A 13,188-nucleotide genomic window follows, 5' to 3' on the forward strand; every position below is an offset into this window, starting at 1 on the left:
TGCGATTGACCCTCTCACAGAGTTATCTTACTAGGCCTTACATCAGCCTTAACCGCCCGTGCAATGGAGTGACCCGAAAATGTCCAAGCCCGATCTGGCCAGCCTTGAGAAGACCATCAACAAGGCCTTCGATGACCGCGATGCCGTAAACACTGAAACACGCGGCGAAATACGCGATGCTGTTGAAACCTCTTTGCTGCTTCTCGATAGCGGCGAGGTCCGTGTTGCTGAACGGCAGGCTGATGGTGCATGGACGGTCAATCAGTGGCTGAAAAAGGCAGTGCTTCTCTCCTTCCGTCTCAATCATATGGGGATTGTTGAAGGTGGTCCGGGTGGCGCGCCGTGGTGGGACAAGGTTCCCTCAAAGTTTGAAGGCTGGGGCGCGACCGAGTTCAGCAAGGCTGGCTTCCGCACCGTGCCAAACGCCATTGTTCGCCGTTCGGCTTATATCGCGCCGGGCGCGATCCTGATGCCTTCCTTCGTCAATCTTGGCGCTTACGTCGGTGAGGGCACCATGGTCGATACATGGGCAACGGTTGGCTCCTGCGCGCAGATCGGCAAGCATGTGCACCTTTCCGGCGGTGTCGGCATTGGCGGCGTTCTGGAGCCGATGCAGGCTGGCCCGACGATCATCGAAGACAATTGCTTCATCGGTGCACGCTCGGAAGTTGTGGAAGGCTGCATCGTGCGCGAAGGCGCGGTTCTCGGCATGGGTGTGTTCATCGGCAAGTCGACAAAGATCGTTGATCGCGCCACCGGCGAGATTTTCTACGGCGAAGTTCCACCCTATTCCGTTGTTGTTGCAGGGACTTTGCCAGGCAAGCCTTTCCCGAACAATGAACCCGGCCCGAGTCTTTATTGTGCCGTCATCGTCAAGCGTGTCGATGAGAAGACACGCTCCAAAACGTCGATCAACGAATTGCTGCGTGACTGATTAGGCGATTTACAACTGGACAGACGGAGATTCTCGACAGAAGCTGGTGCCAAAGCCGATTCCCATTTCAGCTGAGGTATCCGTATGACCGTACAGGCTTCCGTCTCCACCCGTGATTTTGAGGCCAAGCGACGACACGCCATTGCCGCTGCTACGATCGGCAATGGTCTCGAATGGTTCGACTTTACGGTCTACGGTTTCTTCACGCCGATCATTGCGCGGCTGTTCTTTCCGGCCATCGACGATTTGACCTCTATCCTTTTGACAGTCGGCACCTATGGTGTCGGCTTTTTCATGCGGCCTGTCGGGGCTGTCGTTCTCGGTGTCTACGCCGACAAGAAGGGGCGTAAGGCCGCGCTGACCCTGACAATCCTGATGATGGCGCTGGGTACTGCGCTTCTCGGATTTGCGCCGACCTATGCGCAGGCCGGTATTTTCGGGCCGCTGGTCATTGTTCTTGCCCGGCTTATTCAGGGCTTTTCCGCTGGCGGTGAAATCGGCGGCGCCACCGCTTTCCTGATTGAATATGCCCCGCCGGAGAAGCGCGGATTTTATGCCAGCTGGCAGCAGACAAGTCAGGCGCTTGCGGTTGTGCTCGGCGGTATCTGCGGCATGATCGTTACGCAGTTTCTTGACCCGGCCTCCATTGACAGCTGGGGCTGGCGTCTGCCCTTCCTGCTCGGGCTGCTGATCGGCCCTGTCGGGTTCTACATTCGTGCCCGCGTTGACGAGACGCCTGTATTCACCGACAGCCACACGCAAAAGAGCGAGTCGCCGCTACGAGATGCACTGCGTGATCATCCGCGCGGTATCGCGTCGGGTTTCGGCGTGACCATTTTGTGGACCGTATGCACCTATGTGCTCTTGTTCTACATGACCACCTATGCGGTCAAACAGCTCAACATACCGCTGGCCGATGCATTCATTGCAACCACCATTGGCGGGCTTGTCCTGATGTTGGGCTGTCCGATTGCCGGCGCGTTGTCGGACCGGATCGGACGTAAGCGGCAATTGCTGTTTGCCGCCATAGCCATCGGTGTTTTGATCTATCCGCTCTTTGCGTGGGTCAATGCATCACCAAATCTGATGACACTGTCGATTGTGCAGGCCATCCTTGGTCTTCTGCTTGCGGCATTCACAGGACCAGCGCCCGCACTTCTGGCCGAGCAGTTCCCGGCTGGTCTTCGCTCCACCGGCCTGTCGCTCGCCTATAATTTCGCCGTTACCATTTTCGGCGGCTTTGCCGCTGTTATCGTGACACTGCTGATCGAGGCGACTGGTACAAAGCTCGCACCAAGCTTCTATGTGATTGCCGCTGCGGCTGTAAGTGCGCTGACGCTTCTTTCGATGCGGGACAAGACAGGCAAGCCAATCGATTGACGGGGTTATAGAACTGTTTTCTGTCTGATCTCAGCGACCGCATGGCTGCGGATGGGCTGGCCTTCAGCCTGTCTGACACAAGCGATAACCTTTTCTGCCAGCGGCGTGGGAATGTTCTTTTCCCGTGCCAATTGCACAATGACGCCCTGCAGATAATCGATTTCAGTGGTGCGGCCGCGGGAAAAATCCTCCCACATGGATGACCGGGCGCGCGGATCAATTGCCAGCATCTTGCGGGCAACGCGGCGAAAGAGAAAATTCGGCAGAAGCAGAATCAGGCGCAATAGGGCTGGTGATACGCCCTGCACCGGCGCCGCGACGATACCATGCGCTTGCATGACCTTCAGCCCTTCGCCCATCTGGTCCGCCAGCAGAACACGCCAGTCGCGATCCGCAAGCTGTGTGGCAAGTGGCAGGTTCGACAAGGCGTTAAGCGCGTTGTTGAGGTTCATCATCAGCTTGCCCCACAAAATGCCCTGCATATTATCGTGGGCACTGACAGGAAGGTCTGGCGTGGACAAAGCTTCGGCAAGGCCTTCCACTCTGCTTTCGATTAAAATCGTGCCTGCCGTCGTTCGGCGTACGGTCAGCGGCAACTGCCCGCTCTCCGACTGAACAACGTTGAATGGAACCATGCCAGCAATGACGGTCATGCTTTCAGGCAGGTTTTTCCGCAACACCTGCGCATTGCCGACGCCATTCTGAAGGCTGACGACAATGCATTCGGCCGGAGCGTGTCTGGCTATGAGCCCGGCCATTTCCCCGGTGGCACCACTTTTGACAGCAACGAGAATGATTCCAGCACCTTCAAATGCGGTGGCAGGATCGGCTGTCACCGAAAGCTGGTCTGCACGGATGGTATGCTCTGTTCCATCGAGATTGATGATTTTCAGCCCGGCCTGCCTGATTTCCGTTTCAACACGCGGGCGTGCCAGAAAGGTAACGGCTTTCCCTGACGCGGCAAGATGGCCACCCACATAGCACCCGATGGAACCTGTTCCAGCGACAACAATACGGCTATTGTTTTCAATCATCATTTGGTCCCGGCCTGAGGTAGGTACAGATCATTAAAACAGATGCATGCATCGTGATCCAGTGCGTGACACGATGGTGCTTTTGGATTATCGCTTTGCATATGACATCCTCCACTGACCCCGTAAAAAACCTCGCCCAGCTTATCGCCTGCCCGTCGGTGACCCCGGCGGAGGGCGGCGCATTGACCACACTCGAAACCATGCTTTCGCCACTGGGCTTTACCGTTGAGCGGCCCGTTTTCAGCGAAGATGGTACACCCGATGTGGAAAACCTCTATGCCCGGCGCTCGGGCAATGGTCCCCATCTGATGTTCGCCGGGCATACGGACGTTGTGCCTGTTGGCGACGAGGCGGCTTGGACCTATCCGCCTTTTTCGGCGGCGATCCACAATGGCGAAATGTATGGCCGCGGGGCCGTGGACATGAAAGGCGGTATTGCGTGCTTTGCCGCTGCCGTGGCGCGCTATATCGAAAAGAATGGTGCGTTGAAAGGCTCGATCTCATTCCTGATCACCGGCGATGAAGAGGGCCCATCGATCAACGGGTCAGGCAAATTGCTGGAATGGGCCAAGGCCAAGGGCGAGACCTGGGACGCCGCCATCGTTGGCGAGCCGACCAACCCCGATAAGCTTGGCGACATGATCAAGATCGGTCGGCGTGGTTCGCTCTCCGGGACTGTTACCGTCCACGGCATTCAGGGGCATGCGGCTTATCCGCATCTGGCCGAAAATCCCGTTCGCGGTCTGATAACACTGGTCGACAGCCTGCTTTATCCGGCCTTCGACAAGGGTACGAAGAATTTTCAGGCGACCAATCTGGAAGTCACAACTGTCGATGTCGGCAATCCCGCAGTGAATGTGATTCCGGCCAAGGCAACCGCGACGTTCAACATCCGTTTCAACGATACGTGGACGGATGAAACATTGATGGCGGAAATCCATAACCGTCTCGACAAGGCGTCGGGCCGTCGCAAGCTCAGACCCGGCAGGAAAACCCCCGTTAATTACGAGCTGGTCTGGCGCGACCGGCCAAGCCATGTGTTCCTCACCCATGACGAGAAGCTGATCGGCACGCTGACCGCGTCCGTGGAGGCTATCACAGGCAAACGCCCGCAACTTTCCACGTCAGGCGGCACATCCGATGCGCGTTACATCAAGGATTATTGCCCGGTGGTCGAGTTTGGTCTTGTGGGGCAGACCATGCATATGGTGGATGAGCGCGTGGCGGTTGCCGATCTGGAAACACTGACACAAATCTATGAGCGGTTCATTGCCGACTTTTTTGCCTGAGTGGCCATGCTGAGTTTCGAAGACATCCAACGCTATTTCTGGGGTTCGTGGCGGATGATGAATGGTCACGCCGATGGCCTGGATTATTTCGACTATTCCGAAGATGGTTTCTGGCAATCATTCCATGCCATTACCGTGTCACTGCCGCCGCTCATTCTTGGCTGGATTGTTTTCGCCAATGATATGGTGGCCTTTCAGCCCGAAGCGGGTACCCGGCTTTCCGTAATCGGCCGCGTCGCCTTTGTTGATCTTACGTCATGGGTGTTGCCACTGGTTGTGCTGCTTTTGCTGGCGACGCGCATTGGCCTGGGCAACCGCTTCAGTGTCTATGTCATCACCAGCAACTGGGGCTCGGCAGTGACGTCCTGGTTGGCTGCGCCCGCCACAATCATACGTGTTCTTCTGCCGGAATGGACTGCAGTCGCGACCGTTTTCGGTCTTGCGCTTTATATGTTCGTTCTCGTTCTGACCTATCGCCTGACCTATGTCGCCTTGAAGAAACCCCACGCTTACACGGCAGCTTTCTTCGCCGTTCTTGTGGTCGGTTCCATACTCCTGATGATTGGCCTTCAGGATATGCTGGGTATTTCGCTGCCGGAACCGGTGACAATCGGATAATCCACGCCGACAAGGTAAAGCCCATAGGGCGGAGCGACGGGACCGCAAGCCTTGCGGTCGCGGGCAGCGAGAGCATCGCTCACATCGTCAGCCGTCCAGCGGCCGCAACCAACCTCGTTCAGTGTCCCGGCAAATGACCGGATCTGATTGTGGAGGAAGGAGCGCGCCGATGCCCGGATTTCGATGATTTCGCCGTTTCTGAGGACGCTAAGATGATCAAGTGTTTTCACCGGGCTCTTTGCCTGACACTGCGTGGCGCGAAATGTTGTGAAATCATGCGTGCCAACCAGCCGCTGCGCGGCGTCATGCATGGCTTCCGCATCGAGTGGTTTCTTCACCCACCAGGCACGAAAAGCTTCCAGCGGGGCGGGCGGCCTGCGGTTGATGATCCGGTAAAGATAGTGTCTGCCCGTGGCGGAGAACCGTGCATCGAAATGTTCGCTCACCCGTTCGACATTGATGATCCCGACAGTTTCTCCAGCCACGATGAGATGCGCATTCAGCGCTTCACGCACCTTGGAACTGCTCCAGTCCTTGGTCAGATCGACATGAGCGATCTGCGCGATCGCATGCACACCTGAATCGGTACGGCCCGCCGCGCCAAGCGATATGGTTTCGCCGCAAAACTTGAAAATGGCCTGCTCAATGGCGGCCTGAACCGTGTGGCCGTTTTCCTGCCGCTGCCAGCCCGCATAGGGCGTGCCATCATATTCAACGGTGAGTTTGTAACGCGGCATCAGAGCGCCTCGAATGCTCTGGAATAAATCAGCGTTCCAGCCGACGGCGCATCGCCGAAAGCCAGTGCCTGAAGATATTCACCCTGATATTGGCTGGAAAAGCCCGATGCCCGTTCTTTGGTGTAGCCGAAACGGCCATAATATCCGGGATCGCCAAGTACCACGGAGAGCGTTTCACCCATAAGCACAAGCTGCTGATGTGCGGCCTTGATCAGGGCCGCGCCGACGCCTTTACCCTGATGATCCGAGGCAACGCTTAACGGCGCGAGCGCAACCGCGTCAAAACGGGTCTTGCCGTCAATGTGCAATCTTGAAAACAGGATATGACCGGCAATCGCGCCATCGAGTTCTGCAACCAGTTCGAGAACGACATCGCCATTATTGTGCAAATGTTGCACCAGTTTTGCCTCATCCGGGCCTTCAAAAGCATCTTCAACGATGCTTGCAATCAGCGAGCGATCTTCTGGTTCTGCGGCGCGGATGGAAATGCTGCTCATGGCAGCTTTGCCCCTTGCGGGAGCTTGGCGCCGCGTTGGAACTCCAGCCCGTCCATGGCCTTGCCACCCGCCCGTTGCAGCGAGCGCAGCCGCACGGCACCTTCTCCGCAGGCAATACGCAATTCATCATCAAGCACTGTACCAGGAGCGCCAGCACCAGTTGCAAGCAGCGAGCGCAGCAGTTTTACCCGCTCAAGACTGTCGCCGATCTCCATCTCGCACCATGCACCGGGAAACGGTGCAAGGCCACGAATGCGATTGTGAATGTCGATTGCAGGGAGCGTCCAATCGATCCGGGTTTCAACCTTGGTGATCTTGGAGGCGTAGGTGACGCCCTCTTCGGATTGCGGTGTCAGGGTCAGGCTATCGCGCGCCAGCGCGGCCATGGCGCGCACCATCAGATCAGCGCCAATCATGCTGAGCTGGTCATGCAATTCGCCCGCAGTCATATCCGATGTGATCTTGATCTTTTCAGCCATGGCAACGGGACCGGTATCGAGTCCTTCGTCCATTTTCATGATCATCATGCCAGTTTCGGTGTCACCAGCCATGATCGCGCGTTGAATGGGTGCAGCACCGCGCCAACGCGGAAGAAGCGAAGCATGGCCGTTGTAACAACCGAGGCGGGTGCCCTCGAGAATGGCTGTCGGCAATATCAGGCCGTAGGCAACCACAACGGCAACATCTGCATTCAAATCACGGAATGCCTGTTGTTCCTCGGCACTTTTCAGGCTTTTAGGCGTGCGCACTTCAATGCCGAATTCTTGGGCATTGCGATGGACGGGCGAGGGGGTCAGTTCAAGCCCACGCCGCCCGGCCGGGCGTGGCGGCTGGCTATAAACGGCGACGATCTCATGGCCTTGGCCAATGAGCGCGTTGAGAACCGGAACAGAAAATTCCGGGGTTCCCATGAAGACGATACGAAGGCTCATGGTTTACACCGCCAGCCGGCTCGGAACACGATCCTTGGCAAGCTTCTTGAATTTCTTCACCACCATTTCCCGCTTCAGCCGCGAGATATAGTCGATGAAAAGAACGCCATTGAGATGGTCGATCTCATGCTGCAGGCAGGTCGCCAGCAAACCGTCCGCATCGATCTCGTGCTTTTTGCCTTCTATGTCGAAATAGGCAACACGTACTTTTGCCGGGCGTTCCACTTCCGCATAATAATCAGGAATGGACAGGCAACCCTCTTCATAGATGTTGCGCTCTGTGCTGGAGGACACAACCTCGGGGTTGATGAACACCTGCGGTGCCTTCGGCTCGTCTTCCTTGGCAAGATCGATCACCAGCATGCGCAGGGGTTCCGCCACCTGAATAGCAGCCAGACCAATGCCCGGCGCGTCATACATGGTGTCGAGCATATCCTGCGAGAATTTGCGCAAATCGGCGTCAAAGCGCGCTACAGGTTGAGAAACCTGACGCAACAGCGGATCGGGAAGAATGACAAGCGGTTTGATAGACATGAGCATCACCTAATATCTCGGCTTTCAACCGTCAATCCCGATACAAATGGCATTTGTAAAAATGTTCTTGTTTTGATCTCACATTTGCCATCCGAATCGGTTAATCTATCTCCCATGGAAACATCACATTCACTCGACCAGCCATTATTTCAGCTTGGCGCCAGTACCGTATCGGTTGGCACAGCCCTGCTGGTTGCTGCTGTGATCGTCGCCCTCGCTGTCATTCTTTGCGTGATCGCAATGTGGCGGGCAGGACGGGCCCGGCTTATGGCAGAGTTTCAGGCGGAAGATCGTGCCCGCGATGCGGAAACACGTATGGCTGAAATTTTGAAAAGTCAGTCGGAGATGCAGGGGCGTATGCAGACCATGGCCGAGCTTTTCGGCTCGCGCCAGGCGGAGCTCAACCAGTCGATCCGCGAACGGCTTGATGGTATGACCACGCGTATCGGCCAGACCATGACGGAGCAGACGCAATCGACGCACGAAAATCTTGCCAAATTGCAGGAGCGGCTGGCGGTTATCGATACGGCACAGAACAATATCCAGTCGCTGGCCGGTCAGGTCGTGCAGTTGCAGGCCATTCTAGCCAACAAACAGACACGCGGCGCCTTCGGTCAGGCGCGCATGGAAACCATCATTGCCGATGGCCTGCCACAGGGGGCCTATGAATTTCAGGCAACGCTTTCCAATGGCAGCCGGCCTGATTGCATTGTCCGCATGCCGAACAATGCGCCCAATCTCGTCATTGATGCGAAATTCCCGCTGGAAGCATGGAATGCCATTCGTGAGGCCGAGACACCAGACGCCAAGAAAATGGCGCTGGCGCAATTCCGCCGCGATATCGAAATCCACATTCGCGATGTATCGGAAAAATATCTGATCAGTGGTGAAACGCAGGATACGGCGTTTCTCTTTGTGCCATCGGAATCGATCTTTGCCGAGATTCACGAAAATTTCGAAGGCATCGTGCAGAAGGCCCACCGCTCGCGCATTGTGATTGTTTCACCGTCCCTGCTGATGCTGTCCATTCAGGTCATTCAGGCGGTGCTCAAGGATGTGCGCATGCGTGAACAGGCGCATCTCATTCAGGGCGAGGTTATCCGCCTGATGGAAGATGTTGTGCGCCTTGATGACCGCGTTCGCCGTTTGCAGACGCATTTTGGTCAGGCGAACAAGGATATTGATGATATTCTCGTTTCCTCCAGCAAAGTGACCAAACGCGGACAGAAGATCGAGGCGCTGGAATTTGTTGAACCCTCGGCTGGCGAACCTGCAAAAGGTCCGGACGCCAGCCGATCAGCTGCTTCCACAACAGGCCAGTTGCGCCTGCGCGTGGTGGACGAGGACTAGGCTATATCCAAGTGGCTTTAGACCAAGTGGACTGGCAAAACTGAAATGGATCTGTAAGTCGCAGGCCCTATCATCCATGGGCCCTAATCGTCCAACCCTTTTCCGCCGAGAATCTGCGGTATGAATTTTTCAACGCGTGTCTCGCGTGTTTTGGATTGTTTTGGCGCGGAAAAATGGAAGAGATATGCTCTTTGGCGTCCGGGTGTGAGAGCCTCAAACGCAGCTTGCAAAGCAGGGTTCTCACTCAATCTGCTTTGAAATTCTTCGGGAACTGCGAAATCTTCCGTTTTCTTGAAAGTTACCTTTGCACCCGATTTTTCGATATCGATAGCCGCGTGAATATAGGCTTTCAGGATGTTATCCATCTTGGATATTTCCTGAACGTTGGTGAACCGGATCTGCCGCCCCGCCTGCACGTTTTTCGTTTGCTGGATGAGAATATGGTCGGGGTCGTTTAACAGGGCACCCTGAAAAAACAGGAGTGCGCAGTATTCTTTAAAGCCATGTATGAGAACAACGTTGCTTTTATCCAACGTGTAGCAGGCACATCCCCATTTCAGTTCTTCCTTGAGATCACAGGCGAGAACGATTGTTCTCAACAGCCTGAATTCTTCCTGCCACTTCTGGGTCTCATCAAAATACCAATCGACTTCGGGGTTCGTCGTGTCCTTGACCATGGTGCATCTCTCAACTGATTTGGAATCTCATCTGCGAGTATGCCCTCCAGTCACTTCAGCCTTCAATGATTTTCTGCCGGCGCATTTTCCAGGTACTCGCTGTCTGCGGTTTGACAAACACGGAAACGATATCCGGATTGGCCTGACGTATCGCCGTTTCGATACGCTCGACACAGGCTTCAATATCGGGCGCTGTCAGATGATCCTCAAACTCGATGCTGAGCCCGGCGACAATCTGCTTGGGTCCCATATGCACCGTCAGCACACCATTGGCCTGCTGAATAGCCGGGTCTTTGCTGGCAATAGCAAGAATCTGCTGTTCCGCTTCGGGCAGTGCCGACTCGCCGATCAGCAGCCCCTTGCTTTCCCGCGCGAGGAAAATCGCCGTTGCGCCGAGAATGATCGCGATGCCGATCGAGGCAACACCATCAAGCTCCGGCATATTGAACAATTGCGCGGCAGAAATACCGACGAAGGCGACAATGAGGCCGAGCAAAGCCGCCGTATCTTCAAACAGGACCGTAAAAACACTTGGGTCTTTGCTCTGCTTTACGGCTTCGAGATAGCCGAGTTTGCCTTTCATGGTCCGGAACTCTTTCAAGGCAACCGTCCATGAGATGCCCTCGAAAAGCAGCGCAAAGCCCAAGACCACATAATTAACGATCGGATTCGACACCGGCTCTGGCTCAAGAATATGGATGAGGCCCTCATAGAAGGACACACCGGCACCCACAGCGAAAACCAGCAGGGCAACGATAAAGCTCCAGAAATAGAGCTCACGGCCATGGCCGAGCGGATGCGATTTATCCGCTGGTTTGGCCGCGCGCCGCAACCCGTAGAGCAGCAATCCGCCATTTCCCGTATCGACAAGCGAGTGGACACCTTCCGATAACATGGCCGAACTGCCGGTGAAGAAGGCAGCAATGAATTTTGTCGCCGCGATCAGAAGATTGCCTAGAATGGCGGCGTAGATGACCTTCTTCGATCCCGCATGACTGCCAGATTGTGATGCCATTGAAGTCCCCTTTGTCCCACGTCACAACGTAGCAGGATTTGAATGGTTCCGGCACTCTTGTGCCGTTGCGGCGGCAAATGGTCGGAATGACGCTAGTCGTACGCGGTGTCTTGCGATAACCCTGCCTCAACAGGCGCAGGACATCATGGCTGATTCACAGATAGAGAACGCAATTTTCCTCGGGATTGATACGGGTGGCACCTATACGGATGCTGTCCTCTGGTCGGAGGCGCGGGGTGTTATCGCCAAGGCAAAGGCACTGACCACCCGTCATGATCTGAGTGTGGGCATATCGGGCGCAGTCGAGCGCATCGTCGAAGAAGCCTCCGTTGATCCCGGACAGATCCGCCTTGTATCCATGTCAACGACGCTTGCCACCAATGCGCTTGTTGAAGGGCAGGGTGGGCGCATTGCTCTCGTCATGGTCGGCTTTTCGCAAGTTGATCTTGAAAAGGCTGATCTCGGCACAGCGCTTGGCTCTGATCCGGTGATTTTCCTGCCCGGTGGACACGATGTCTATGGCCGTCCGCAACCTTTTGACGTTTCGGCCCTTCGGGAAGCATTGCCCCGATTGAAAGAAGAGGTAACGGGCTTTGCAGTCTGCGCTTATTTTGCCGTGCGCAATCCGGAGCATGAAATCGCCATTCGCGATCTCGTGCGAAGCGAGACCGGGCTTCCCGTGACCTGTAGTCACGAACTCTCCGCCAAGCTCAATGGTCCGCGCCGCGCCCTGACAACGGTTCTCAATGCCCGGCTCATTGCGATGATCGACCGTCTGGTGGCCGCCACGGAGGGGTTTCTTGACCGGCGTGGCATTCATGCGCCGCTGATGGTGGTGCGCGGCGATGGCGCACTGGTGTCGGCGGCTTTCGCACGGCATCGCCCCATCGAAACCATTCTGTCGGGCCCCGCCGCCAGCCTTGTCGGCGCTCGTCACATGACCGGTCTCGATAATGCGATTGTATCTGATATCGGCGGCACCACGACTGATGTTGCCGTTCTCGACAATGGTCGCCCACGGCTTGATCCCAATGGCGCTACCGTCGGCGGTTTTCGCACTATGGTCGAGGCGGTGGCGATGCGCACCTTCGGGCTCGGCGGCGATTCCGAAGTGTCGCTTGATGACAATGCGATGGCCCCGCGTATCAAGCTTGGGCCGCGCCGTCTGGTTCCGCTTTCACTGCTTGCGGCCAATCATGGCGCAATCGTCATTGATCATCTGGCACGGCAGGTCAAAACCGCCAATCCGGGTCGACTGGATGGACGGTTTGCACTGTTGACCGGTGTGCCCGAGCAAATGGCATCGGGATTGAGCAAGGGCGAAGCCGAGCTTTATGTGCGGATCACACGCGAGCCGCAGCCGCTCGACCGGCTTCTGAATTCCGTTTCGCAAACCGCCACCATCAACCGGCTGGTTGCACGCGGACTGGTGCATCTCTCGGGCTTTACCCCTTCCGATGCCTGCCATGTTCTCAATTTGCAGAGCAATTGGAACGGTGAAGCAGCGCGTTACGGCGCTATCCTTTATGCCCGCCGCAAGGATGGTGCGGGCCGTCCGCTGTGCGATACACCTGATGAGGTGTCGCAGCGCACCTATGATGCGCTCATTCGCCGTTCATCCGAAGTCGTGCTGGAAACCATATTGGCCGAAGATGGGCTGGATGGTCCTGATATCGTGGCGAGCCCGCTGATCCAGCGCGCGCTATCGGGGCAAGGCGGTATTGCGGGTATCAAGCTTGATATTAACAGGCCGCTCATCGGTCTTGGTGCATCAGCGCCCGTTTATTATCCTGCTGTGGGCCGAATGCTCGGCACCAATGATATCGTTCCCGCTGATACGGATGTTGCCAATGCGCTGGGCGCGGTGGTCGGACAGGTCCGCGTATCGGTTGAGGCGCATATCAGCCAACCGGTGGAAGGAATCTTCCGGGTCTCGTCGGGCGCGGTGGTCAAGGATTTCCAGGAGGAAGAGCTTGCCATCGCCTTTGCCGAGGACACGCTGCGGGGACAGGTCAAACATCTGGCACTGGAGGCGGGCACCGACGAGGCGCAGATTGTCATGGCAAGGGATATCAGCGCCGCAACCGTGGAAGATCAGCGGAAATTCATCGAAGCTGTGCTGATCGCAACAGCCACTGGCAGGCCCCGCATCGCCCACTGAATGATTATTTCCATTCCGGCACAAATCATG

At 56.3% G+C, this 13,188-nt stretch carries 13 protein-coding genes; 6 read left to right on the top strand and 7 right to left on the bottom strand.

From position 1 onward, the window contains the following. The first annotated feature begins 79 nt into the window (after positions 1-79). Positions 80-934: a 2,3,4,5-tetrahydropyridine-2,6-dicarboxylate N-succinyltransferase gene (gene dapD / locus AB4Y96_RS06525; protein WP_091878709.1), complete on the top strand. Its 855-nt coding sequence runs from the start codon at positions 80-82 to the stop codon at positions 932-934. An 84-nt stretch (positions 935-1,018) separates the two neighbouring features. Next, positions 1,019-2,314 carry an MFS transporter gene (locus tag AB4Y96_RS06530; RefSeq protein ID WP_441916331.1) on the top strand — a complete coding sequence of 432 codons (1,296 nt, stop codon included), beginning with the start codon at positions 1,019-1,021 and terminating at the stop codon, positions 2,312-2,314. Positions 2,315-2,319: 5 nt separating this feature from the next. On the opposite strand, the gene AB4Y96_RS06535 is transcribed toward AB4Y96_RS06530, so the two are convergent. Then, entirely contained in the window at positions 2,320-3,348 is a 1,029-nt protein-coding gene (locus tag AB4Y96_RS06535) for a 2-dehydropantoate 2-reductase (RefSeq protein ID WP_441916332.1), read from the bottom strand. Positions 3,349-3,449: 101 nt separating this feature from the next. Here AB4Y96_RS06535 and dapE point away from each other — a divergent pair, with 101 nt between their 5' ends. Together dapE and AB4Y96_RS06545 are read left to right on the top strand one after the other, a co-directional pair. Next, positions 3,450-4,637, top strand: coding sequence for a succinyl-diaminopimelate desuccinylase (gene dapE, locus AB4Y96_RS06540; protein WP_441916406.1), 1,188 nt, complete (start codon positions 3,450-3,452; stop codon positions 4,635-4,637). Between the two features lie 6 nt (positions 4,638-4,643). Continuing rightward, positions 4,644-5,255, top strand: a complete 612-nt coding sequence (locus tag AB4Y96_RS06545; protein ID WP_441916333.1) for a hypothetical protein — start codon at positions 4,644-4,646, stop codon at positions 5,253-5,255. Here the strand turns inward: AB4Y96_RS06545 and truA are convergent. Genes truA through def form a run of 4 tightly spaced genes read right to left on the bottom strand, consistent with a single transcriptional unit; the run spans position 5,207 to position 7,955 of the window. Continuing rightward, positions 5,207-5,992: a tRNA pseudouridine(38-40) synthase TruA gene (gene truA, locus AB4Y96_RS06550; protein ID WP_091878703.1), complete on the bottom strand. Its 786-nt coding sequence runs from the start codon at positions 5,990-5,992 to the stop codon at positions 5,207-5,209. The genes AB4Y96_RS06545 and truA overlap by 49 nt on opposite strands. Next, positions 5,992-6,489, bottom strand: coding sequence for a GNAT family N-acetyltransferase (locus AB4Y96_RS06555; protein ID WP_441916334.1), 498 nt, complete (start codon positions 6,487-6,489; stop codon positions 5,992-5,994). Before AB4Y96_RS06555 ends, truA begins: the two co-directional genes overlap by 1 nt. Further along, positions 6,486-7,421 (bottom strand): methionyl-tRNA formyltransferase, encoded by a 936-nt coding sequence (gene fmt / locus AB4Y96_RS06560; RefSeq protein WP_441916335.1) that lies wholly within the window; start codon positions 7,419-7,421, stop codon positions 6,486-6,488. The genes AB4Y96_RS06555 and fmt overlap by 4 nt, the downstream gene beginning before the upstream one ends. 3 nt (positions 7,422-7,424) lie before the next feature. Continuing rightward, positions 7,425-7,955, bottom strand: coding sequence for a peptide deformylase (gene def, locus AB4Y96_RS06565; protein WP_441916336.1), 531 nt, complete (start codon positions 7,953-7,955; stop codon positions 7,425-7,427). Positions 7,956-8,069: 114 nt separating this feature from the next. Here def and AB4Y96_RS06570 point away from each other — a divergent pair, with 114 nt between their 5' ends. Then, positions 8,070-9,305 carry a DNA recombination protein RmuC gene (locus AB4Y96_RS06570; RefSeq protein WP_441916337.1) on the top strand — a complete coding sequence of 412 codons (1,236 nt, stop codon included), beginning with the start codon at positions 8,070-8,072 and terminating at the stop codon, positions 9,303-9,305. A gap of 83 nt (positions 9,306-9,388) precedes the next feature. On the opposite strand, the gene AB4Y96_RS06575 is transcribed toward AB4Y96_RS06570, so the two are convergent. Together AB4Y96_RS06575 and AB4Y96_RS06580 are read right to left on the bottom strand one after the other, a co-directional pair. Then, complete coding sequence (locus AB4Y96_RS06575) at positions 9,389-9,982, bottom strand: YdeI/OmpD-associated family protein (protein WP_441916338.1); 594 nt, start codon at positions 9,980-9,982, stop codon at positions 9,389-9,391. A gap of 55 nt (positions 9,983-10,037) precedes the next feature. After that, positions 10,038-10,997 (bottom strand): cation diffusion facilitator family transporter, encoded by a 960-nt coding sequence (locus tag AB4Y96_RS06580; RefSeq protein ID WP_091878695.1) that lies wholly within the window; start codon positions 10,995-10,997, stop codon positions 10,038-10,040. A 145-nt stretch (positions 10,998-11,142) separates the two neighbouring features. Here AB4Y96_RS06580 and AB4Y96_RS06585 point away from each other — a divergent pair, with 145 nt between their 5' ends. Then, positions 11,143-13,158: a hydantoinase/oxoprolinase N-terminal domain-containing protein gene (locus AB4Y96_RS06585; protein WP_441916339.1), complete on the top strand. Its 2,016-nt coding sequence runs from the start codon at positions 11,143-11,145 to the stop codon at positions 13,156-13,158. Positions 13,159-13,188 lie beyond the last annotated feature (30 nt).

Source organism: Phyllobacterium sp. TAF24, assembly GCF_052113785.1.
In the GTDB taxonomy this organism is placed as follows: Bacteria; Pseudomonadota; Alphaproteobacteria; order Rhizobiales; family Rhizobiaceae; genus Phyllobacterium.

Excerpts from the sequence above, each read along its gene's own strand:
- AB4Y96_RS06585 (WP_441916339.1), top strand. The coding sequence starts at position 11,143 with ATGGCTGATTCACAGATAGAGAACGCAATTTTCCTCGGGATTGATACG.
- AB4Y96_RS06570 (WP_441916337.1), top strand. The coding sequence starts at position 8,070 with ATGGAAACATCACATTCACTCGACCAGCCATTATTTCAGCTTGGCGCC.
- truA (WP_091878703.1), bottom strand. The coding sequence starts at position 5,992 with ATGCCGCGTTACAAACTCACCGTTGAATATGATGGCACGCCCTATGCG.
- fmt (WP_441916335.1), bottom strand. The coding sequence starts at position 7,421 with ATGAGCCTTCGTATCGTCTTCATGGGAACCCCGGAATTTTCTGTTCCG.
- def (WP_441916336.1), bottom strand. The coding sequence starts at position 7,955 with ATGTCTATCAAACCGCTTGTCATTCTTCCCGATCCGCTGTTGCGTCAG.
- AB4Y96_RS06575 (WP_441916338.1), bottom strand. The coding sequence starts at position 9,982 with ATGGTCAAGGACACGACGAACCCCGAAGTCGATTGGTATTTTGATGAG.
- AB4Y96_RS06535 (WP_441916332.1), bottom strand. The coding sequence starts at position 3,348 with ATGATTGAAAACAATAGCCGTATTGTTGTCGCTGGAACAGGTTCCATC.
- dapE (WP_441916406.1), top strand. The coding sequence starts at position 3,450 with ATGACATCCTCCACTGACCCCGTAAAAAACCTCGCCCAGCTTATCGCC.
- AB4Y96_RS06580 (WP_091878695.1), bottom strand. The coding sequence starts at position 10,997 with ATGGCATCACAATCTGGCAGTCATGCGGGATCGAAGAAGGTCATCTAC.
- AB4Y96_RS06555 (WP_441916334.1), bottom strand. The coding sequence starts at position 6,489 with ATGAGCAGCATTTCCATCCGCGCCGCAGAACCAGAAGATCGCTCGCTG.
- AB4Y96_RS06545 (WP_441916333.1), top strand. The coding sequence starts at position 4,644 with ATGCTGAGTTTCGAAGACATCCAACGCTATTTCTGGGGTTCGTGGCGG.
- AB4Y96_RS06530 (WP_441916331.1), top strand. The coding sequence starts at position 1,019 with ATGACCGTACAGGCTTCCGTCTCCACCCGTGATTTTGAGGCCAAGCGA.
- dapD (WP_091878709.1), top strand. The coding sequence starts at position 80 with ATGTCCAAGCCCGATCTGGCCAGCCTTGAGAAGACCATCAACAAGGCC.